The following is a 21,722-nucleotide window of genomic DNA, read 5'->3' on the forward strand; positions in this document are numbered from 1 at the left end:
TAACATCACTTTTCTATAAACTCTTTTGAGATTCTACTACTTGCAATTTTAGCTGCTATATATCCTAAAACGGTAATAGTGCAAAAAACGATTAGTAAATTTAGAAACCTAAATTCTACAGGATAGGCTAAATTGGGTACAATCATAAATAGTTCAAATTTCTTTTGAACAAACACTAAGATTATCCCTAAAAATAAGCCAATACACATTCCAAAGAACGTTAGCAAAAATCCTTGAAGAATAAATATTTTTTTATTTCTTTAATAGTTGCTCCTAAACTAAAGAGTGTTTTTAAATTTTGCTTTTTATCAATAATCATCATAATTATTGCTCCGATTACGTTAAATAAAGCAATAATAACGATTAGCGTAAATATTAAGTAAGAAACAAAATTTTCTGTATTAATTACTTTGTAAAAACTTCGTTTAGCTGTGCTTTAGTTTGCACCTTAAATGCATCACCAAGGGCATCACTTAAACTTTCTGCAACATTAGCTGCTGTATTAGAATCGTTTAATTTTATTTCTATTGCAGATATTTGATTTTCTTTAAATCTTAATAAAGCTCTCGCTTGATCTATCGAAGTAAAAACAAATTTATTTTCGAAATCTTCTGTCCCCATATAAACACCTACAATTTGTGTTTCAATCTTATAGAATGGATTTCTAGGGTTTATAAATCCTTTACCTGGCTTGGGCACCATTATTTTTAAAGGAGCGCCGTAATTTAATATTCCTAAAGAAAGTTTATTAGAAATTCCTCTACCAATAACGGCTGTATTTTCAAATTCTTTATACAACCAACTACCAACACTTAAAGAAGAATCTATGTTAGAAATATTTGTGTAGTTTTCTTCAACACCTTTTATATAAGCTATCTCTGTTTTTTCATTATACTCTAAAAAAACTCTTTCTTCGATTACCTTGGTATATTCAGAAATTTCTAGATTAGAAATTATTTTGTTTTGAATCGTATCATCAATAAGAAATGATTTTCCTTTAACCGAAGTTATTTTAATATCGGGGTCTGATACATCGAGTAAACTATAACTAAAAGTTTTAAGTCCGGAAAAACCGGATAAGATTATAAACAAAGCCAACGCACCTACTATAACACCAAAAGAAGCAATAATGGTAATTATATTAATTGCATTATTGCTTGTTTTAGAGAATAAATATCTTTTAGCTATGTAATAAGGAAAGCTCAAATAGTGTAGCTTGTATTATTTTTTTGACGTCTTGGTAAAACATCTCGGATTTTGAATAGGATTTTCATCTTCTCCTTTTAAAGACTTATCAATTTCTTCGATATAATCTAAAGTATCATCACCAAAAAATAATAATTCGGCATTCTTCTTAATTGATTTCTTGTTCTTTTTGCCATTTCATGGCGAATTAAAGGTGTATTAGATTGAATTCCTTTAACCATTTCTTCTCTTTTTTCTGAAGGAAATATGCTTAAATATACTTTTGCAACTCCTAAATCTGAAGTAACATGCACTTTAGAAACAGAGATTATAACTCCTTTCATTCCATCTTGCGCTGCTTTTTGCAACACATCTACCAAATCTTTTTGTAAAACACCTGCTATTTTACGTTGTCTGTTTGTTTCTTCCATGCTGCAAATTTACGATATTTTTATGGAGTATAAATCTTATTTTTTATTGCATACATTACCAAACCTACCCTATTCTTAACGTTTAATTTTGTAAAAAGAACATCTCTATAACCGTCTATAGTTTTAGGGCTTAAACACATTACATCTGCTATTTCTTTATACGTCATTTCAGAACAAGCGTGTTTCATAAAAGTAATTTCTCTTTCTTTTAGCGTAATTTCTTCTGACGAATTGCCCGAAAGAGATTTCATTAGTAAATTGGTTACTGTTTTTGTATGATAAAATCCGTTTTGTGCAATTTCTAAGAGCGCATTTTCTAACACACTTTTTTCGGTATCTTTTAGTAAATAGCCAATTGCACCAACTTTAAGCATTTTTAAAATGGTGTTATCTTCATCTTCTACAGAAAGCGCCATTACATTTACAGATTCATGGTTTTTAGTAATCCAATCTGTAGTTTCTATACCATTCATTATTGGCATGTTAATATCCATTAAAACAATATCTCGGAATATATTTAGCTGAAGCTGAAAACTTCTCTACCAATTCTTGTCCGTTTTTACAAGTATACAACACTTTAAACTTACTAAATGTATTTACCATTGTAGCAATTGCTTGAGAAAGCAATGTATGATCATCTACAATAACTACAGAATATTTAATCATAATTTATATATTATTGATAAAGAAGTTCCTTTATCTATTTCGGATTCGAAAACAGCTTCTGCACCTATTAATTTTGCTCTATTTTTAATATTCTCTAAACCTATTCCTTTAGATACAATCTCTTTAGAAAAACCAACACCGTTGTCTTTTGCCAAAATATGTAAACTATCAAGTTTAAAATTTAAAGATACAGATAGTTTAGATGCCTTAGAGTGTTTAATTGTATTAGAAAAGAATTCTTGCAGAATTCTAAAGATTATAATACTCGATTTTTTTCTATATCAAATTCTAACCCTTTAATTTCTAATTTAGAATCTATAAATTGTAATCTATTAAACCTATCTATTTCTAACTGAATTGCTTCTCTTAAGTTTATATTTTTAATAGCTTCTGGATTTATTAATTTTGATAATGCCCTAACTTCTGTTAATCCTTTGGTAATTGTGTTAGAAACATCTTTAATAGATTCTGGGCTTGGATTTTGTAATTGTATTTTTGCTAAAGTTAATAATTGCCCAATATTATCATGCAACTCCCAACTTATATTTCTCAAAGTTTCTTCTCTAATTTCTATTTGAGTTTCTGCTATTTCTCTTTCAAAACGTTTTTTTCTTCTTCTCTTTGCTTTAAAAGAAAATCTTTATTTTTTTAAACACAGAAAATAGCACCAACAAGGCGATAGTAATTAATACAATAATAAAAGTAGAAATAAGTACTACTAATTCTTCTTTTTCGAACTGCATATTAAACCATATATATAACATAAGTTAGTAACTACTACCAAAATTTTCTGAACTAAAAATAAACTTTGACTTCCTTCTCTTGTATCAATTTTTAGAACGTACAAAACCAAATAAAAAGGCACTGTAGATAAGTAATATATTAAAAAAGCTACAGTAATCCAAAATGGTAAATGTTTTTGAAAAATTAAAATTGAATCTGATTTTAATAATTCTTTCAAATAAAATATCATAAAAACACAAACTGTTATTGCACCTAATAAATAAGAGTAGTCTTGTAGATCTTGATAATAAAATCCTGTAAAATAAAAGACATTAAAAATTCCTATCAGATAGAATATCAGTTTGTGTGATTTCTCCTCTTTAGTAAGTTTGTAATAGATAATAGCTATTAAATTGTATTCGAAAAATGTATAAATATTGTAATATGGTGCAGATAAAACTCCATACTGTCTTAAAACGACGCCAAGTGTTTCTATAAAGACTAAAGCAGAAAGATAGGCTACAAAATATGAGTAATAACTTTCTTTATATTTTTTGATATAAAAAATAGCTACCAATAAAGATAACACCTCTAAGAAGTAAAAATAACTATTAAACATTCTTATTAATTAGGTGGGTTTGTTTCTAATCTATTAGTACCAGAACTATCCATATCTTCTAAATCATCTTGAAATAATGGAATCATTGAAGCTCTGCTTACACGCTGAGTTTCCTTAGTACTATATTTATGTAAAAACTCTGTAAATTTGATAGGATTCTTATATTCTGAATATAATGGTTCGAAAGCTACATTATTTTTATTTCCTATTTTAGCTGTTGGCATAAAAACCAATGTATGTCTGCCTCTTAAACTTTTATCAGCATAATTTTTTGGATATGCAGCAGAAAAAATTCTTAAACCAGTTAATGGAATCTCTTTTTCTTTAGAAATTCTTTCTAAATAACTAATATATTGTTTCAGTTGATTAATTTCATAAAAATGAGAAACCGTTTCTACAGCATCATTTGAATCGCCAGTATAGTTTTCTCTGTATTTATCTAAAACAATCTTCTGCCCTGTATCGTATTCATGAAACATACTTGCCATTTCTTTATAAGTTATCGCGTTAGAAGGCCTTTTACTATTAACGATTGCCTCTGCATGATGCATTATCTCTTTTTTTGTTTCTTTTCGTTATTGCAACTCATTAAAACAATTGTAAATGACAAACAAAATAATAATTTATTAGTTTTTTCATAATGTAAAATAGTTAAGTTAATTGTACACAAAATACAATTTTTATAAAATTGAAAAAAATATAACATACATAAAAAAATAATACCCTATAAACAAAGGAAGTAAGATTAAAAACAAAAAAATAAAAAAGGTGTTTTTCCTTATTTAAAAGGATAATTAACCTCTAATAGTATTTTAAAAATAGTTAGACATTTACAAAAAGAAAGAAAAAATTTTAACCGCTAAGTGGGAAAATTGTTATTGCATTATTTGAATTTAAATTTCCCCAAAAAAACCTCAAAACAAACGTTTTGAGGTTTTTAATTTAATGTATTATATATGATTAATCTGCTAAAATAATAGCTTTGTTATCATTTAATTCTAAAGTACCGAGTTGATTTTTAAAGTTAAAACTTTATCATCATCTATATGAGACTCTAACTTACCATGTAAATCATCTAAAACCAAATGATCTTGATTGTGTACATGTATTTTAATCTCTCCATCAACTAAATTAGAAACTATAGGAGCATGATTATTTAATATTTGAAACTCTCCATCAATACCTGGTGCCGAAAATAAATCAACTTCAGATGAAAATAAGATTGCTTCTGGTGTTACAATTTCTAAATACATATTTCTATTCTTTAGGCTTTAGCTTTCGCTATAGCTAGTTTTTAAGCTTCTGCTAACATTTTCTCTCCAGCATCAATTGCATCTTGAATTGATCCTCTTAAGTTAAATGCCGCTTCTGGATATTTATCTAACTCACCATTCATAATCATATTAAAACCTTTAATAGTGTCTTTAATATCAACTAAAACTCCTGGTATACCAGTAAATTGTTCTGCAACGTGGAAAGGCTGAGATAAGAAACGCTGAACACGTCTTGCTCTATGTACAACTAATTTATCTTCTTCAGATAATTCTTCCATACCTAAAATTGCGATAATATCTTGTAATTCTTTATAACGCTGTAAAATTTCTTTTACATTTTGTGCACAATTATAGTGTTCTTCACCTAAAATATCAGCAGATAAAATTCTAGAAGTAGAATCTAATGGATCTACTGCAGGATAAATACCTAATTCTGCAATTTTACGAGATAATACTGTAGTTGCATCTAAGTGAGCAAATGTTGTTGCTGGTGCTGGATCTGTTAAATCATCTGCAGGTACATATACTGCTTGTACAGATGTAATAGAACCTTTTTTAGTAGAAGTAATACGCTCTTGCATAGCCCCCATTTCAGTAGCTAACGTTGGTTGATATCCTACTGCTGAAGGCATACGACCTAATAACGCTGACACCTCAGATCCTGCTTGTGTAAAACGGAAAATGTTATCTACGAAGAAAAGAACATCTTTACCTTCTGCTTCACCTGCTCCGTCTCTAAAGTATTCTGCAATCGTTAAACCAGATAATGCAACTCTTGCACGTGCTCCAGGTGGTTCATTCATTTGACCAAAAACGAAAGTAGCTTTAGAATCTCTCATACCAGGTTTATCTACTTTAGATAAATCCCATCCTCCTTCTTCCATAGAATGCATAAAGTCGTCACCATACTTGATAATACCGAGACTCTAACATTTCACGAAGTAAATCATTTCCTTCACGAGTTCTTTCTCCTACACCTGCAAATACAGATAATCCTCCGTGACCTTTTGCAATGTTATTAATTAATTCTTGAATTAATACAGTTTTACCTACACCTGCACCTCCAAATAAACCAATCTTACCACCTTTAGCATAAGGCTCAATTAAATCGATTACTTTAATACCAGTAAATAAAACTTCAGTTGAAACAGATAATTCTTCAAACTTAGGTGCAGACCTGTGAATTGACAAACCGTCTTCACCGTCTTTTTTCAAATCACCTAAACCATCAATTGCATCACCAGTAACATTAAATAAACGACCGTATATGTCATTTCCTATTGGCATTTGTATTGGATTTCCTGTAGCTAAAACCTCTGTTCCTCTACTTAATCCATCAGTAGCATCCATAGAAATGGTTCTTACTGTATCTTCACCAATATGTTGTTGTACTTCTAACACTAAAATAGAACCATCAGCTTTTTTAATTTCTAATGAATCATAAATTTTAGGAAGTTCAGTATTTTCTGTATTGAATTCAACATCAATTACTGGCCCAATAATTTGAGAGACTTTTCCTGTAGTTGTAGACATCTATATCTAATTATAATTATTATTAAATTTTGAGATTTAGCATCTCATTTTCAGGATGCAAAGGTAATTGTTTTGGTTGTAATTAAAAAAGTTTTTTTATTTAAAAAATAAACTCTCTTAAAACAAAAAACCTCACCAATTGGTGAGGTTTTTATTATAGAATTGAAATAGAATTATTTCTTGTTAGTTACTTTAACAACAACTCTTCTATTTTGAGCTCTTCCTGCTCTTGTTTTGTTAGTTGCAACTGGCTCTCCTTCTCCAAATCCGATAGCTTCTAATCTTGTAGTGCTAACTCCTTGTTTTACTAAGTAGTCTCTTACAGCGATTGCTCTCTTTTCTGAAATTCTTAAGTTTAATGGTGCAGAACCTGAACTATCTGTATGACCTTCGATTACGAAAGTAGCACTTGGATTGTTGTTCATTACTTTAACCATTTCGTTTAACTTAGCAGTAACACCTGGCTTGAAAGAAGATTTACCTACGTTAAATAAAATTGCTTTAGCATATTCAGATAACATGTTTTCATCTTCTACATTGATAACTGGCTTAGGACAACCGTTGTTAGAAGCTGGTCCAGCAACACTAACACACTTGTCATCTTTATCTAATACACCGTCACCATCAGTATCCGCCAAGGACATCCACCGTTTGCCATTGGTCCTGCTTGAGAAGGACACTTATCGTTTTTATCAACAACACCGTCACCATCAGCATCAGGACAACCTTTGTTAGCTTTAGTTCCTTTTGCATTAGGACACATATCATCTTTATCAGCAACACCGTCACCATCAGCATCAGGACAACCATTCATAGAAGCTAAACCTGCAACATTAGGACAAGCATCATCAGAATCTTTGATTCCGTCACCATCAGCATCAGGACAACCGTTAAATTCTTTTAAACCTGCAACCTCTCGGACAAGCATCATCTTTATCATATACTCCGTCACCGTCAGTATCTTTTCCTCCAAATTTAATTACTAAACCTAAAGTAGTTTGGTAGTGAGCTTTTACTTCGTCAGCAAAACCTTTTTTAGTACCAGTTTGGAAGTTTAAACCTAAATTATCGTTAAACCAAGTATTGAAACCAACACCAGCATTTAACATACCTTCACCGTTAGAATCAACTGAAGTATAACCACCACCTAAATATACATAAGGATCGAACCAAGCAGTTTCACCTACTAAGTTATTTAAATCATACTTTACAATTGCATCTACAGCCCAGTATAAAAAGTCTGAATCATCTTTTCTTGTAACTGTTTCAATTTTGTTTAAAGACCCTGCTAATTGTAAAGAAAAACCTTTGTTAAGGTATTTATCTGCAGAAATTCTAGAAATTGACGGTAATACATTCCAGTCATTGTTTCCTAATAAATCTTTTACTTGCTCACTGAAATCATCAGTATTGTAAAAATCTACATTGTTTAAACCAAAACCAACAGCCCACGGGTTGTTTTCATCTTGTGCATTTACGTTGCTTACAGCTACTAACGCAAATAAAGCTATCACAGCTAATTTTAATCGTTTCATTATCAAATTTTTAAATTAAAAGTTCGTTATTATAATACGCAAAAGTAAACTCTTAAAACGTATCTACAAAGACAAATCTACAAAATATTCGTAAAACATCAAGTTTTTATAAAACTAAATTACCTTTAACTCTTTACCCACTTCGGTAAATGCAGAAATTGCTTTATCTAAATGTTCTTTAGTATGAGCAGCAGATAACTGTACTCTGATTCTTGCTTTTTCTTTTGGCACAACCGGAAAGAAAAATCCAATCACATAAATTCCTTTTTCTAATAATTTGTTAGCCATTATTTGAGACAATTTTGCATCATACAACATTACAGGTACAATTGCTGCATCTGCACCAACTAAATCAAAACCTGCTTTTTCCATCTCTGTTCTAAAATAGTTTGTATTCCATTCTAGCTGATCTCTTAAAGTTGTGTCTGTAGCTATTAAATCAAAAACTTTTAATGAAGCACCAACAATAGCGGGAGCCAAAGAGTTTGAAAATAAATAAGGTCTAGAACGTTGGCGTAAAATTTCTATAATTTCTTTTTTACCTGTAGTATAACCTCCCATTGCACCACCTAAGGCTTTACCCAAAGTTCCTGTTACGATATCTACTCTATCCATAACATTTTTTAATTCTACAGTTCCTCTACCTGTTTTACCGATAAAACCAGTTGCATGACACTCATCTACCATTACCATAGCATCATATTTATCTGCTAAATCGCAAATTTCATCTAGTTTTGCTACAATACCATCCATAGAGAAAACACCGTCTGTAACAATTATTTTAAATCTATGGTTTTCTTTATTGGCTGCAATTAATTGCTCTTCTAAAGAAGCCATGTCATTATTATTGTACCTATAACGAGCTGCTTTACACAAGCGAACTCCGTCGATAATAGAAGCGTGATTTAAACTATCAGAAATAATGGCATCTTCTTTTGTTAAAAGTGGTTCAAAAACACCCCCGTTTGCATCAAAAGCTGCGGCATATAAAATAGTATCTTCCGTGGTATAAAAATCTGCTATTTTTTGTTCTAATTTCTTATGAATATCTTGTGTACCACAAATAAATCTTACAGATGACATACCAAAACCATGCGTATCCATAACATCTTTTGCTGCCTGAATTACCTCTGTATTATTAGACAAACCTAAATAATTATTGGCACAAAAATTAATAACTTCTTCTCCTGTAGAAATTTTAATAACTGCATCTTGCGAAGAAGTAATAATTCTTTCAGATTTATACAAACCTGCTTCTTTAATATCTTGAATTTCTTTTTTTAAAGTATCTTTAATTTTACCGTACATTTTTTATCAATTTGAAAAAACAAAGTTACAAAGTTTATTTTTTTTGTTTATACTTCAACAACATCAATTTTATCATTTATGTAGACAAGTAATTTTCTAGATACATTAAAATGCATTGATTCTAAAACAATTCCATATTTTAATAATTGCTGATGGTGTTCATTTGATGGCGCACCGGTTTTGTAATCTATAATTATCGCTTCATTTTTTGAATTAACCACCAATCTGTCAGGAATAATAATTTGGTTGTCAAAATCTACAATTTCGCGCTCATTAAAAACGGTTACTTCTTCAGAAAAATAACTATTTAAATCTTTGTGGTTTACAATAGTATTTACACTTTTTAATATATATTCTAACTGTTCTGTATTGATAAAACCTTGCTGATGATATTGATTTACAATAAAATCAACATCGTTTTTAGTTTTTATTTTAGATAAAATCTCATGAAACAAATTACCAAAATCAATTGCTTTTCCTTGCTCTGTATTCCATAATTTTGAAGCACTTGCCAACAAGACAATATTGTGTTCTTGCCACGGATTGGAAATAAATTTTTGATGCACTTCTGATAAAGATTCTTGTTTTACTTTCTCTATCTTACGAGAAACATCACCAAACTCATACTCTAAAAGATCATCTTGCCAAAGATTTTGTTCTTTTAAATAATTGATAAAAATACCTGAATAATAATTGACACTTTCTACACCTTTTGCAGATATTTTCTTCTCGGTAATAACATGTAATTGCTCTACAGTTCTTGTTAACGCTACATATAAAAGATTAAAATTATCGAGTTCTAACTCTTCTCTCTGTTGATTAAAAATATCTAAACCTCTTTGATTTATTAAACTTAAATCTTTCTTGTAATCTATTAAAAGCTCTTTAAAATTGTAATCTTCTGGCAAATCGTTAAACCAAACTTTCGGTTTAATTTGCCTGTAAAGTTCTACATCACAAGGAAAAATTACTACAGGAAATTCTAATCCTTTTGATTTATGAATCGTCATTACCTGAACAGCATCTGAGTTTTCTGACGCCACAATACTCAACTTGTCTTTCTTTAATTCCCAAAACTCTAAAAAGTCGCCAATTTCTGTACCTTTTCTTTGTTGCTCTAATACTACATCTAAGAAAAACTGAATATAAGCATCCGAAGAATTCACCAAACAAAACCCTCTAACAATCTCTTCTATTTTCTCATAAAAAGGCGCTTGCTGAAAAACATTGTAATCAAATACAATATTATGCTGTTGCAGTTCTGCAAAAATAGTAGCATTATCGGATTTTATGTGTTTTTGAAAAAATTGATGTTTTGGAATTTCAATCTGCAAATGTTCATGTAAAAAATATAAAAACTCAAATCTCCTTTCTTCATCTTTAGGGTTTTGAATAATTTTTAAAACATCTATTATAAAGTTGATTTTAGCATTGTTTTTTAATAGTAAAGTTTCAGAAGAAATTATAGAAATTCCGTTTTCTGATAAATAATCAGCAACTGCAATTCCATCTTTTTTAGTACGAGTTAAAACACAAATTTCATTTAAATAAAAATCTTCTTTCAAGAGATTTATTTTCTCTAAAACTTTTTTCGGATACTTTAATTTCTCTTCATCTTTTTCTAACTTATCTAAAAAATTTAAAGAAACATAGCCACCTTTTTTAGAATTTTCTAACTGCGTATTCCCTTCTACAAATAATTTTTTGTACGATTCATTTTGAATGAATTTAGCAGTATGTTGAAAAAATGAATTATTAAAATTAATTACTTCAGAATAGCTTCGATAATTCGTTTCTAAATTTTGTACATTTTTTTGAATATGAAAAGGGTTACCATTTTCAGATCCTAAATCGATAAACTGTTCTGCCTTTCCACCTCGCCACCTGTAAATTGCCTGTTTACCATCGCCAACCAATAACAAATTACTATTTTCTTGCGCTAATGCATTGTCTATTAACGGAATTAAATTTTGCCATTGCAACTCAGACGTATCTTGCATTTCATCAATAAAATAATTCTGAAACCTTTGCCCAATTCTTTCATAAATATATGGCGCAGGCTGGTCTTTAATATTATCTGAAATTAATTGATTAAACTCTGCATTTAAACGAATATTATTATCTTCTTTTATAGTGTTTAGTTCTGAATTTATATTGTTTAAAACCGCTAAAGGAATAATACTTTTTAAAGCAATTTTGTTTAACAAATACCCGTAAAAATTATTTTCATACAATACTTTAGATTCGTAATAAAAAGCCCTTAATTCAGGAGAAATGTCTTTAATTGTTTCTTTAACGTCTGCAGAAGCCTTTCCTGCAAATAAGTTTTTTTCATTCTCTATTGTAGCATTTAATCTACCATCAAATTTTAGCTCGTCACTTTTAAGAAATCTTAACTTTGTAAATTTTTTGAAATGTTTAAAATACTCACCTGTGTATGCAAAATCAGAAATATTTAAACCATTTTGATTGATGAAACTTAAAACCTTATTACCAAGTTCCTCAAAAGAAGCTTCTATTTTTTTATTTTTTTGCTGAAGTTTTTCTTTCAGTTCAAAAAAATCATCTAAACTCTTATCTTGTAATTTTCTAAAATGTTTTACATCATCTTCGTTTAACAAAACCCTAGAAAACTCGTTAAGATCATTTGAAATATCCCAAGATTTATCATCATCTGTTTTATCAAGAGAATAATCAATTAAAAGTTTGGTTAATTTTTTATCCGTTCCTATTTTAGAAATCAATACATCTACAGCTTCATTCAATAAAGAAACTGCATCCATTTCTACTTCAAAATTTAAAGACAACCCTAAATCGTATGCAAAACTTTTAATAATTTTATGCGTAAAGCTATCTATTGTTGTAATTGAAAATGCAGAGTAATTTTGCAAAATTGCATCTAAAATTCTTTTACTTCTCTCTACAATTAATGTTTTATCTAAAGAAGTTTCATCAATAATAATCTTTAGTACATCATTTTGTTTACCAGCTGCAAATTCTTCCAAATTAAAAAGAACTCGTTCTTTCATTTCACCAGCAGCTTTATTTGTAAATGTAATTGCCAGTACATTTTGAAACGTAAAAATATTATCTGATGCTAACAGTACTTTTAAATACTGTTTGACCAATGTAAAGTTTTACCGCTTCCGGCAGAAGCGTTATAAACATTAAAAGTTGAAGGTTGTTGCACTGCGAAATTTTATTGCAAAATACAAAAAGCCAAACAGAAATTGTTTGGCTTTTAATATTAAATTTTTTGATAAAGATTTTAACCTAAACCAACATCTAAAGACATCATTACTATAAAACCACCTATAAAACCAAGTGTAGCAATATCTGTATATTTATCTCTTTGAGTTTCTCGAATTACTTCTTCTACTACAACAAAAATCATTGCTCCTGCAGCAAATGCCAACGCATAAGGTAAAATCGGTGTAAAAAATGATACAGCTAAGGCTCCTAAAACCGCTGCAATGGGTTCTACAATTGCAGACATTTGTCCGTACCAAAAACTTTTTAACCTACTTACACCTTGCCTTCTTAAAGGCATTGCAACAGCAAAACCTTCTGGAAAATTCTGTATACCGATACCAATTGCTAAAGAAATTGCCGCTATAATCATTTCGGTTTGCTCTACACCAACTAACGTAGATGCTGCACCAAAAAGTACACCAACTGCCAAACCTTCTGGAATATTATGCAGTGTAATTGCCAAGACCAATAAAGTAGTTTTATGCCATTCTGTTTTTACACCTTCTGCTTCACTTTCTTTAAAATTTATGTGTAAATGTGGTAAAATTTTATCCATACCAAATAAAGACAAAGCTCCTAAACCAAAACCAACTGCCGCAGGTAAAACTTTTACGAAACCTTCTCCAGGACTGTTTTCTATAGCCGGCGCTAACAAACTCCAAAAACTTGCCGCAACCATAACACCACCAGTAAAACCTAACATACCATCTAAAACTGCCCTATTTGCTTTCTTAAAAAGAAAACTAACGCGGCGCCTGCAGCAGTTAAACCCCAAGTAAATAATGATGCGTAAAGCGCTGCTAAAATTGGATGTTCTTTTCCAAAATCAACTAATTGATCAAATGTACTCATGCTTTTTTAATGTATAAATTGTTTGCTATTTTATTAGAAATATTTAGTTTTTTATCTTCTATTAATATTGATAATGAATTATCGAAATCTTCTTTATCTATAATGGTAATTTTCTTACCCAATGTTATTCCTTTTTTATCTAAAAACTGTAAAAACTCTGATGAAGAATCATCAACCCCAACACAAATACCACTTTCATTTTTAGATAACGTAGCTAATAAACTTTTCTCTATCGTTTTTAAATTACCATCTTTATCTCGGTATAGGATCTCCGTGAGGATCGTGTGTAGGAAAACCTAAAAAACTATCTAATTGATCTATTAATTTAGCCGATTTTATATGCTCTAATTGTTCTGCAACATCATGCACCTCATCCCAAGAAAAGTTTAATTCTTCCACTAAAAAACCTCCCACAACCTATGCTTTCTAACAACATTTGCTGCAATTGTTTTTCCTAGCTCGGTTAATGTAACCCCTTTGTACTTCTTATAAATAACAACTTCTTTTTCAGATAGTTTTTTAACCATATCTGTAACAGAAGAAGCTTTTGTAGCTAATTTTTCTGCAATAGCATTTGTACTAATACCTTTATTAGCATCTAACTCTAAATGATATATTGCTTTTAAATAATTTTCTTCAGAAAGGGTAAACATTCATTTTTATTTAGACAACAAATATATACTTTTTATTTTTATCAAAATATATTTTTAGACAAGTCTAAAAATTAAGTTATATTTGTAAAAAAATATATTTACAATAATGAAAATATTTGCAAATTTTTACTTGTTATTTATTTTAGGTGTTTTTACTACCAATGCACAATTAAATTCTATTAAAGGTAAAATTACCTCTAACGGAAAGCCATTACCTTATGTAAATGTATATTTAAAAAATACAAAAATCGGAACCTCTTCTAATGAAAACGGCTTTTTCGAATTACAAAACATCGAAAATGGAGTATATACAATTGTAGCAAGTAGTATTGGTTTTAAATCAAAATCTGCAAAAATAAATGTAAAAAACGCATCTACAATTACTAAAAATTTCGACTTAAACGAGAACAATGATTTAGATGAAATTGTAGTCTCGGAACTTTAAGACCTGTATCAAAATCTAACAGTCCTGTTCCTGTAGAAGTCTACAGCAAAACTTTTTTAAAAAAACCCTACGCCTTCTATTTTCGAATCACTTCAAAATGTTAACGGTGTAAGACCTCAATTAAATTGTAATGTTTGCAATACTGGTGATATTCACATAAATGGTTTAGAGGGACCTTATACATTCGTTTTAATTGACGGAATGCCAATTGTAAGTGGACTTTCGACTGTTTATGGTTTAACCGGAATTCCGCAAGCTTTAATAGAACGAGTAGAAGTTGTTAAAGGACCTGCATCGACATTATATGGTTCTGAAGCCGTTGGAGGAATCATAAATATAATCACAAAAAAACATCTAATGCACCTGTTATTTCTACTGATGTATTGGGAAGTTCTTGGGGAGAAATTAATACAGATATTGGTGTAAAATATAATATTTCTGAGAAAACAACCGGTCTTTTAGGTGTAAACTACTTTAACTACCAAAATAGAATTGATAATAACAACGATGGTTTTACAGATTTAACACTTCAAAATAGAATTTCTGTTTTCAACAAAATTAATATCGAAAGAGAAAGCAAAAAACTCTTTACAATTGCTGGTCGATTTGTATATGAAGATCGTTGGGGAGGAGAATTAGATTGGGAAAAAGAATTTAGAGGTACAGATGTTAAATACGGCGAAAGTATTTACACGAATAGATGGGAAACTTTTGGGACTTATCAACTACCAACATCCGAAGATATCAGTTTTCAATTTAGTGCAAATGGGCATTATCAGAATTCTTTTTACGGCACAGACAGTTACAATGCAGAACAATTAATAGGTTTCGGACAATTTATCTACAATAAAAAAATTGCAAAAAAACACGATTTCCTATTTGGCTTAGCCTACAGATACACTTATTATGAAGACAATACTTTTGCAACTTTAGAAACAGATGGTGTTACCAACAAACCGTCTGTTACGCATTTACCTGGTGCTTTTGTTCAAGATGAAATCTCTTTAAATTCTCAAAATAAATTATTATTGGGTGCAAGATGGGATTATAATAGTTTACACGGAAACATTGTATCGCCAAGAGTAAATTACAAATGGAATTCTAAAGATAATTCTAACATTTTTAGAGCAAGTGTTGGTAACGGATTTAGAGTTGCCAATGTTTTTACAGAAGATCATGCGGCTTTAACCGGTGCGAGAGAAGTAGAATTCGACGGAGAATTAAATCCTGAGACTTCTTGGAACGCAAACGTAAATTTTGTAAAAAAATAAATACAAAAAATGCCTTTATAACGTTAGATGCAAGTGCTTTTTACACTTATTTTAACAATAGAATTTTACCTGATTACGAAACTGATCCTAATAAAATTATCTATGCAAATTTAGAAGGTCATTCGGTTTCTAAAGGAATTTCTCTAAATACAGATTTTACGTTTACAAACGGTTTAACAATTAATGCAGGTGCAACACTTATGGATGTTTCTATTACCGAAAACAACATTAAAAAAAGACAATTATTAACAGAATCTTTTAGTGGTGTTTGGTCTATTTCTTATCGATTTAACAACAACTACACATTAGATTATACAGGCAATGTTTACGGGCCAATGCGATTACCTTTGTTAGGAGAAAATGATACAAGAGATGCTAATTCACCTTGGTTTAGTATTCAAAATATTCAGCTAACAAAAAAGTTTTCGTCTAATTGGGAAACTTACGGCGGCATTAAAAATCTATTAAATTTTACACCAGCAGCAAACAGTATTAATAATGCTAGTAATCCTTTTGATAAAGGAATAGACACAGAACAAAATCCAGAATTAGCATTCGACCCAAGTTATGTTTATGCTTCAAATCAAGGTATAAGATTATTTTTAGGCGTTCGATATACACTCTTTTAAAACAATGAAAAAATATTTTATTCTTTTAGTTTTCTTCGGATGTATTTCTAGCTTTGCTCAAAAGAAAGAACTACTATTAAAAACTTATACTTTTAAAGAAGTTGAAAAAAATGAAGCAAACACCAAAGCCAATTGTCGTATTTAATTATACAGATTGGTGCAAAATTTGCTTCGGAATGAAACAAACTACTTTTAATAATAGCAACGTTATTGCGCTACTAAACAAACATTTCTATTTTATTAAACTAAATGGAGAAGAGAAAAAACATATCCGTTTTTTAGGTAACATTTTTAAATATTTACCTTCTGGTTCTAATACCGGCGTTCATGAACTTACAAAAGCACTTGCAACGAATCATAAAAAAATTGCATATCCAACAACCACTATTTTAAACTCAAATTTAGAAATTGATGCGCAATTAGTTGGCTTTTATAACTCTAAAAAATTTAGAAAAGTTTTAGAAAAACTGCTTTAATCGTTCCAAATTCTTGGATTTAAAGATCTATATCCAAAACTATACACCAAACCAACCGATGGATATAAATGAGATTTTTGACTTTCGAATTTAGATTCAGAAAATTTATACATTAATTGAAAGTTTAAACCATATTTCTGATTAAACCAAAATGTAGAACCCGCACCAAAATTAGCTGTTGGTGTCGTTTTTATTGCACTTATAAAACTTCCTCCTACTAGAATATATGGTACAACTTTATCGTGAGAAGTACCAAAATCGTATCTTAAAGAAGCATCAAAAGTTGTATAACTTTGGCTATCTCCAACAGTAGTTGCAACTGCTGCATCTGCAATTAAACCTTTATAAAGATATTTAGAAACATTAAATCGTGGCGTTTGATGTGCCAATTGGCCACCAACTATCTTAGCCGCTTCGAAAGAATATTTTGCACCTGCAAAACTTATTCCTGCGGTCCAAGGTTGTTTTTCTGTCTGAGCATTTATGCTAATTATATGTACAAACAATAAAACTATAATTGCTGTTATATTTTTCATGATTTGAGGTAGTTAGTATAATTTACACATCATTATTAACAAATATATCGCAAAGTTTAAGAAAACAAAATAGATAATGGGTTTTTATTAATATACGCACTACATTTGCAAAAACTTTTACTTTGAGCAAGCAGAATATTGTAAATCAATTTCAAACATCTGCGAGTGTATCGCAGATTGTAGCACAATTAAAACAAGAAAAAAACCATTTTCAAATATCGAATTTGGTGGGTTCTTCGTTGTCTTTTGTGATATCAGAAACTTTTAAAAAAGCAGATAAACCTTATCTTTTAATTTTTAACGATAAAGAAGAAGCTGCCTATTATTTAAATGATTTAGAACAACTTTTAGGAGACAAAAACGTACTTTTTTATCCTGGTTCTTACAGAAGACCTTATCAAATAGAAGAAACAGATAATGCTAATGTTCTACTGCGTTCTGAGGTTTTAAATAGAATTAATTCTAGAAAAAAACCTGCAGTAATTGTTACATATCCTACAGCTCTTTTCGAAAAAGTAGTTACAAAAAAAGAATTAGACAAAAACACATTAAAAGTAACTATTGGCGAAAACTTATCTTTAGATTTTGTAAATGAAGTTTTGTTTGAATACAAGTTTAAACGCGTAGATTTTGTTACAGAACCCGGTGATTTCTCTGTAAGAGGTGGTATAATAGATGTATTTTCTTTTTCTAATGATGAACCTTATCGAATAGAATTTTTTGGTGATGAAATAGATAGTATTAGATCTTTTGACGTAGAAACTCAACTTTCGAAAGAAAAGCTTAAAAAGGTTTCTATAATGCCTAATGTAGAAAATAAAACTCTACAAGAAAACAGAGAAAGTTTTTTAAAATACATCCCTTCAAAAACTGCAATATTCACAAAAAATATAAACTTACTATCAGGCAATTTAGACAAGTTTTTCTCTAAAGCAGAAGATGCTTTTAATGATTTATCCAAGGAAATCAAACATGCAAAACCATCAGAATTATTTTGTGATGGTAACTTTATAAAAAATCAGTTACAAGATTTTACTTTGGTAGATTTTGGCAATCAAAATAAAGAAGAGGTTGCGATTGAGTTTAACACGATTCCGCAGCCATCATTTAACAAACAGTTTAATTTATTAATTGATAATTTAGAGGAATATCATAAAGCAGATTTTACCAATTATATTTTTTGCGCCAACGAACAGCAAGCAAAACGTTTTCATGATATTTTTGCAGATTCTGACAAAGAAGTACATTATGAGACCATAGTTTTTCCTTTATACCAAGGTTTTGTTGATGTTGATAATAAGTTAGTCTGCTATACAGATCATCAAATTTTTGAGCGTTACCATAAGTTTAGATTAAAGAATGGTTATGCAAAAAAACAAGCAATTACACTTCAAGAATTAAATAAATTAGAAATTGGTGATTATGTGACACACATGGATCACGGAATTGGAAAATTTGGTGGTTTACAAAAAATTGATGTTCAAGGAAAAAAACAAGAAGCTATTAAACTAATTTATGGTGAAAGAGACATATTATATGTTAGTATTCACTCGTTACACAAAATCTCTAAGTTTAATGGCAAAGATGGTAAAGCTCCAAAAATATACAAATTAGGTTCGGAGCTTGGAAAAAATTAAACAGAAAACCAAAGCAAGAGTTAAACACGTTGCTTTTAATTTAATACAACTTTACGCAAAAAGAAAACTACAGAAAGGCTTTGCTTTTGGTCCAGACACACACATACAACATGAACTAGAAGGTAGTTTTATGTATGAAGATACACCAGATCAATTTACAGCAACACAAGATGTAAAAAATGATATGGAAAAGGAACAACCAATGGATAGATTGGTTTGTGGTGATGTTGGTTTTGGTAAAACAGAAGTTGCAGTAAGAGCAGCTTTTAAAGCTGTAGATAATGGCAAACAAGTTGCAATTTTAGTTCCTACAACTATTTTAGCTTTTCAACATTACAAAACGTTTTCAGAAAGGTTAAAAGATTTTCCTGTAAGAATCGATTATTTAAATAGATTTAGAACCGCAAAACAAAAAACTGAAGCAATTAATGGCGTAAACGATGGCTCTGTTGATATAATTATTGGTACGCATCAGTTAACAAATCAAAGAATTAAATTTAAAAATTTAGGACTTTTAATTATTGATGAAGAACAAAAGTTTGGAGTTGCTGTAAAAGACAAATTAAAAACTTTAAAAGAAAATGTAGACACTTTAACTCTTACCGCTACTCCAATTCCTAGAACTTTACAATTTAGTTTAATGGCTGCAAGAGATTTATCAGTAATAAAAACGCCACCGCCAAACAGACATCCAATAGAAAGTAATGTTATTCGTTTTGGTGAAGAAACTATTCGAGATGCAATTTCTTATGAAGTTTCTCGTGGTGGACAAGTTTTCTTTATCCATAATAGAATCGAAAATATAAAAGAAGTTGCTGGTTTGTTACAAAGGTTGGTTCCTTCTGCTAAAATAGCTGTTGGTCATGGCCAAATGGAAGGAAAAAAACTCGAACAATTAATGCTTGGTTTTATGGCTGGTGATTTTGATGTTTTAGTTTCTACAACCATTATAGAAAGTGGTTTAGATGTACCTAATGCTAATACAATTTTTATAAATAACGCCAATAATTTTGGTTTATCTGATTTACACCAAATGCGTGGTAGAGTTGGTAGATCTAACAAAAAAGCATTTTGTTACTTTATTACGCCACCTTATCACATGATGACAGATGATGCTAGAAAACGTATAGAGGCCTTGGTTTTATTTTCTGATTTAGGAAGCGGAATTAACATTGCCATGAAAGATTTAGAAATTCGTGGTGCTGGTGATTTATTAGGCGGTGAACAAAGTGGATTTATTAATGATATTGGATTTGACACCTATCAGAAAATACTACAAGAAGCCATTGAAGAATTAAAAGAAAATGAATTTAAAGAATTGTACCCTACAGACAATTCGAAACCTAAAGAATATGTAAAAGAAGTTGCTATTGATACAGATTTCGAAATTTTGTTTCCAGATGATTATATCAATTCTATTACAGAAAGGCTAGCCCTTTATAACAAATTAGGTAATTTAGAAACAGAAGAAGAGTTACAAGTTTTTGAATCTGAAATTATTGATAGATTCGGAGAAATACCAACACAAGTAGAAGACTTATTAGATTCCGTAAGAATTAAATGGTTAGCTAAAGAACTTGGTTTAGAAAAAATCATTTTAAAACAAAAACGAATGATTGGTTACTTTGTTTCGAATCAGCAAAGTGATTTCTATCAAACAGATGCATTTTCTAGAATGCTTAAATACGTGCAACAAAATAGTAAAAGCTGTGTAATGAAAGAGAAAGAAACTAAAAACGGCTTGCGTTTATTAATAACATTTATAAGAATAGATACAGTGAAAACGGCATTAAATATTTTACAAAAAATTTAATGGAGAATTCTTACATAAAAAACTTATCGTTTTTATTACTAGCAACACTATTTGTAAGTACCTCTCGGTGTTTTAGGAAAATATATAAACCTTTCTGCAGAAGCTATTATTTTATTTAGAGCTTTTTTAGTTGCAGTTTTTATCTATGGCTTTTGTAAGTTTAAAAAAATAGATTTAAAATTAAAATCTAAAAAAGATAGATTCTCTTTAGTTTTAGTCGGTTTTTTTATGGGTGCACATTGGGTAACCTATTTTTATGCTTTAAAACTTTCTAATGTAGCCATAGGTATGCTATCTATGTATACTTTTCCGGTAATTACAGCATTTCTAGAACCTCTTTTTACAAAAAGTAAACTTAATTTAATACATGTTGTTTTAGCAACTTTAGTATTAATAGGTATGTTTATTTTAGTACCGAATTCTCTTTAGAAAATACATACTTACAAGGTATTTTATTTGGGGTTGTTTCGGCTTTTTGCTATTCTTTAAGAAATTTAATGTTAAAAAAGCATGTAAAAACATATAATAGCAGCATGTTAATGTTTCATCAAATGATAATTGTTACTATTCTATTAACACCTGTGCTATTTTTTGGTGATTTTTCTAACCTAAAAAGTGAGTTACCTTTATTAATGTTAGTCGCTATTTTAACTACAGCAATCGGACATACTATGATGGTAAATTCTTTTAAACACTTCTCTATATCTACCGCAAGTATAATAAGCAGTGTTCAGCCAATTTTCGGAATTATAATTGCTTATCTCTTTGTTAATGAAATTCCAGATTTTAATACTTTTATAGGCGGAAGCTTAATTTTATTGACAGTAATTATAGAAAGCATAAGAAGTAAAAAATAATTCTTTAAATTTTTACTTTCTGATTGA

The 21,722-nt window shown here is 29.8% G+C and carries 14 protein-coding genes and 8 pseudogenes; 5 read left to right on the forward strand and 17 right to left on the reverse strand.

Translation table 11 applies throughout. The features are described from left to right. Window positions 1–5: 5 nt before the first annotated feature. From ACZ1HD_RS15220 to ACZ1HD_RS15295, 16 genes and pseudogenes are all read right to left on the reverse strand, one after another. Window positions 6–209, reverse strand: coding sequence for a hypothetical protein (locus ACZ1HD_RS15220; protein WP_472687919.1), 204 nt, complete (start codon window positions 207–209; stop codon window positions 6–8). A 196-nt stretch (window positions 210–405) separates the two neighbouring features. Then, window positions 406–1,206 (reverse strand): ABC transporter permease, encoded by an 801-nt coding sequence (locus ACZ1HD_RS15225; protein WP_472687920.1) that lies wholly within the window; start codon window positions 1,204–1,206, stop codon window positions 406–408. Window positions 1,207–1,221: 15 nt separating this feature from the next. After that, window positions 1,222–1,616: pseudogene (rbfA, locus tag ACZ1HD_RS15230) on the reverse strand (30S ribosome-binding factor RbfA). A gap of 20 nt (window positions 1,617–1,636) precedes the next feature. Then, a complete protein-coding gene (locus ACZ1HD_RS15235) occupies window positions 1,637–2,110 on the reverse strand; it encodes a response regulator (protein ID WP_472687921.1) in 474 nt (157 codons plus the stop codon). Continuing rightward, window positions 2,100–2,282: a hypothetical protein gene (locus ACZ1HD_RS15240; protein ID WP_472687922.1), complete on the reverse strand. Its 183-nt coding sequence runs from the start codon at window positions 2,280–2,282 to the stop codon at window positions 2,100–2,102. The genes ACZ1HD_RS15235 and ACZ1HD_RS15240 overlap by 11 nt, the downstream gene beginning before the upstream one ends. Then, complete coding sequence (locus ACZ1HD_RS15245) at window positions 2,279–2,545, reverse strand: sensor histidine kinase (RefSeq protein WP_472689371.1); 267 nt, start codon at window positions 2,543–2,545, stop codon at window positions 2,279–2,281. The genes ACZ1HD_RS15240 and ACZ1HD_RS15245 overlap by 4 nt, the downstream gene beginning before the upstream one ends. Continuing rightward, the gene (locus ACZ1HD_RS15250; RefSeq protein WP_472687923.1) at window positions 2,539–2,835 is read right to left on the reverse strand and encodes a sensor histidine kinase; all 297 of its coding nucleotides are present in this window, start codon (window positions 2,833–2,835) and stop codon (window positions 2,539–2,541) included. Before ACZ1HD_RS15250 ends, ACZ1HD_RS15245 begins: the two co-directional genes overlap by 7 nt. A gap of 165 nt (window positions 2,836–3,000) precedes the next feature. Continuing rightward, window positions 3,001–3,582, reverse strand: a complete 582-nt coding sequence (locus ACZ1HD_RS15255) for a hypothetical protein (protein ID WP_472687924.1) — start codon at window positions 3,580–3,582, stop codon at window positions 3,001–3,003. Window positions 3,583–3,629: 47 nt separating this feature from the next. Beyond that, window positions 3,630–4,175, reverse strand: a complete 546-nt coding sequence (locus tag ACZ1HD_RS15260; protein ID WP_472687925.1) for a hypothetical protein — start codon at window positions 4,173–4,175, stop codon at window positions 3,630–3,632. A gap of 409 nt (window positions 4,176–4,584) precedes the next feature. Beyond that, window positions 4,585–4,877: pseudogene (locus ACZ1HD_RS15265) on the reverse strand (F0F1 ATP synthase subunit delta/epsilon). A gap of 41 nt (window positions 4,878–4,918) precedes the next feature. Next, window positions 4,919–6,431 (reverse strand): annotated as a pseudogene (gene atpD / locus ACZ1HD_RS15270) (F0F1 ATP synthase subunit beta). A gap of 173 nt (window positions 6,432–6,604) precedes the next feature. After that, window positions 6,605–7,966, reverse strand: a pseudogene (locus ACZ1HD_RS15275) (OmpA family protein). 114 nt (window positions 7,967–8,080) lie between these two features. Further along, entirely contained in the window at window positions 8,081–9,274 is a 1,194-nt protein-coding gene (kbl, locus tag ACZ1HD_RS15280; protein WP_079737465.1) for a glycine C-acetyltransferase, read from the reverse strand. A 47-nt stretch (window positions 9,275–9,321) separates the two neighbouring features. Beyond that, complete coding sequence (locus ACZ1HD_RS15285) at window positions 9,322–12,402, reverse strand: UvrD-helicase domain-containing protein (RefSeq protein ID WP_472687926.1); 3,081 nt, start codon at window positions 12,400–12,402, stop codon at window positions 9,322–9,324. Between the two features lie 140 nt (window positions 12,403–12,542). Beyond that, window positions 12,543–13,378, reverse strand: a pseudogene (locus tag ACZ1HD_RS15290) (ZIP family metal transporter). Next, a pseudogene (locus ACZ1HD_RS15295) lies at window positions 13,375–14,031 on the reverse strand (metal-dependent transcriptional regulator). The pseudogenes ACZ1HD_RS15290 and ACZ1HD_RS15295 overlap by 4 nt, the downstream one beginning before the upstream one ends. Window positions 14,032–14,137: 106 nt before the next feature. Between ACZ1HD_RS15295 and ACZ1HD_RS15300 the strand changes: the two are divergent. After that, window positions 14,138–16,376: pseudogene (locus tag ACZ1HD_RS15300) on the forward strand (TonB-dependent receptor). A 110-nt stretch (window positions 16,377–16,486) separates the two neighbouring features. Then, the gene (locus ACZ1HD_RS15305) at window positions 16,487–16,852 is read left to right on the forward strand and encodes a thioredoxin family protein (RefSeq protein ID WP_472687927.1); all 366 of its coding nucleotides are present in this window, start codon (window positions 16,487–16,489) and stop codon (window positions 16,850–16,852) included. On the opposite strand, the gene ACZ1HD_RS15310 is transcribed toward ACZ1HD_RS15305, so the two are convergent. After that, on the reverse strand, window positions 16,849–17,388 hold the full coding sequence (locus ACZ1HD_RS15310; RefSeq protein ID WP_472687928.1) for a hypothetical protein: 540 nt from the start codon (window positions 17,386–17,388) through the stop codon (window positions 16,849–16,851). The two genes, ACZ1HD_RS15305 and ACZ1HD_RS15310, sit on opposite strands and share 4 nt — an antisense overlap. Window positions 17,389–17,510: 122 nt before the next feature. Here ACZ1HD_RS15310 and mfd point away from each other — a divergent pair. The 3 genes and pseudogenes from mfd (at window position 17,511) to ACZ1HD_RS15325 (ending at window position 21,695) form a co-directional block, all read left to right on the forward strand. Further along, a pseudogene (mfd, locus tag ACZ1HD_RS15315) lies at window positions 17,511–20,838 on the forward strand (transcription-repair coupling factor). A gap of 108 nt (window positions 20,839–20,946) precedes the next feature. Then, entirely contained in the window at window positions 20,947–21,267 is a 321-nt protein-coding gene (locus ACZ1HD_RS15320) for an EamA family transporter (RefSeq protein ID WP_472689372.1), read from the forward strand. Between the two features lie 68 nt (window positions 21,268–21,335). Then, entirely contained in the window at window positions 21,336–21,695 is a 360-nt protein-coding gene (locus ACZ1HD_RS15325) for an EamA family transporter (protein ID WP_472687929.1), read from the forward strand. Window positions 21,696–21,722 lie beyond the last annotated feature (27 nt).

It is taken from the genome of Polaribacter sp. HA6-7 (genome assembly GCF_055693625.1).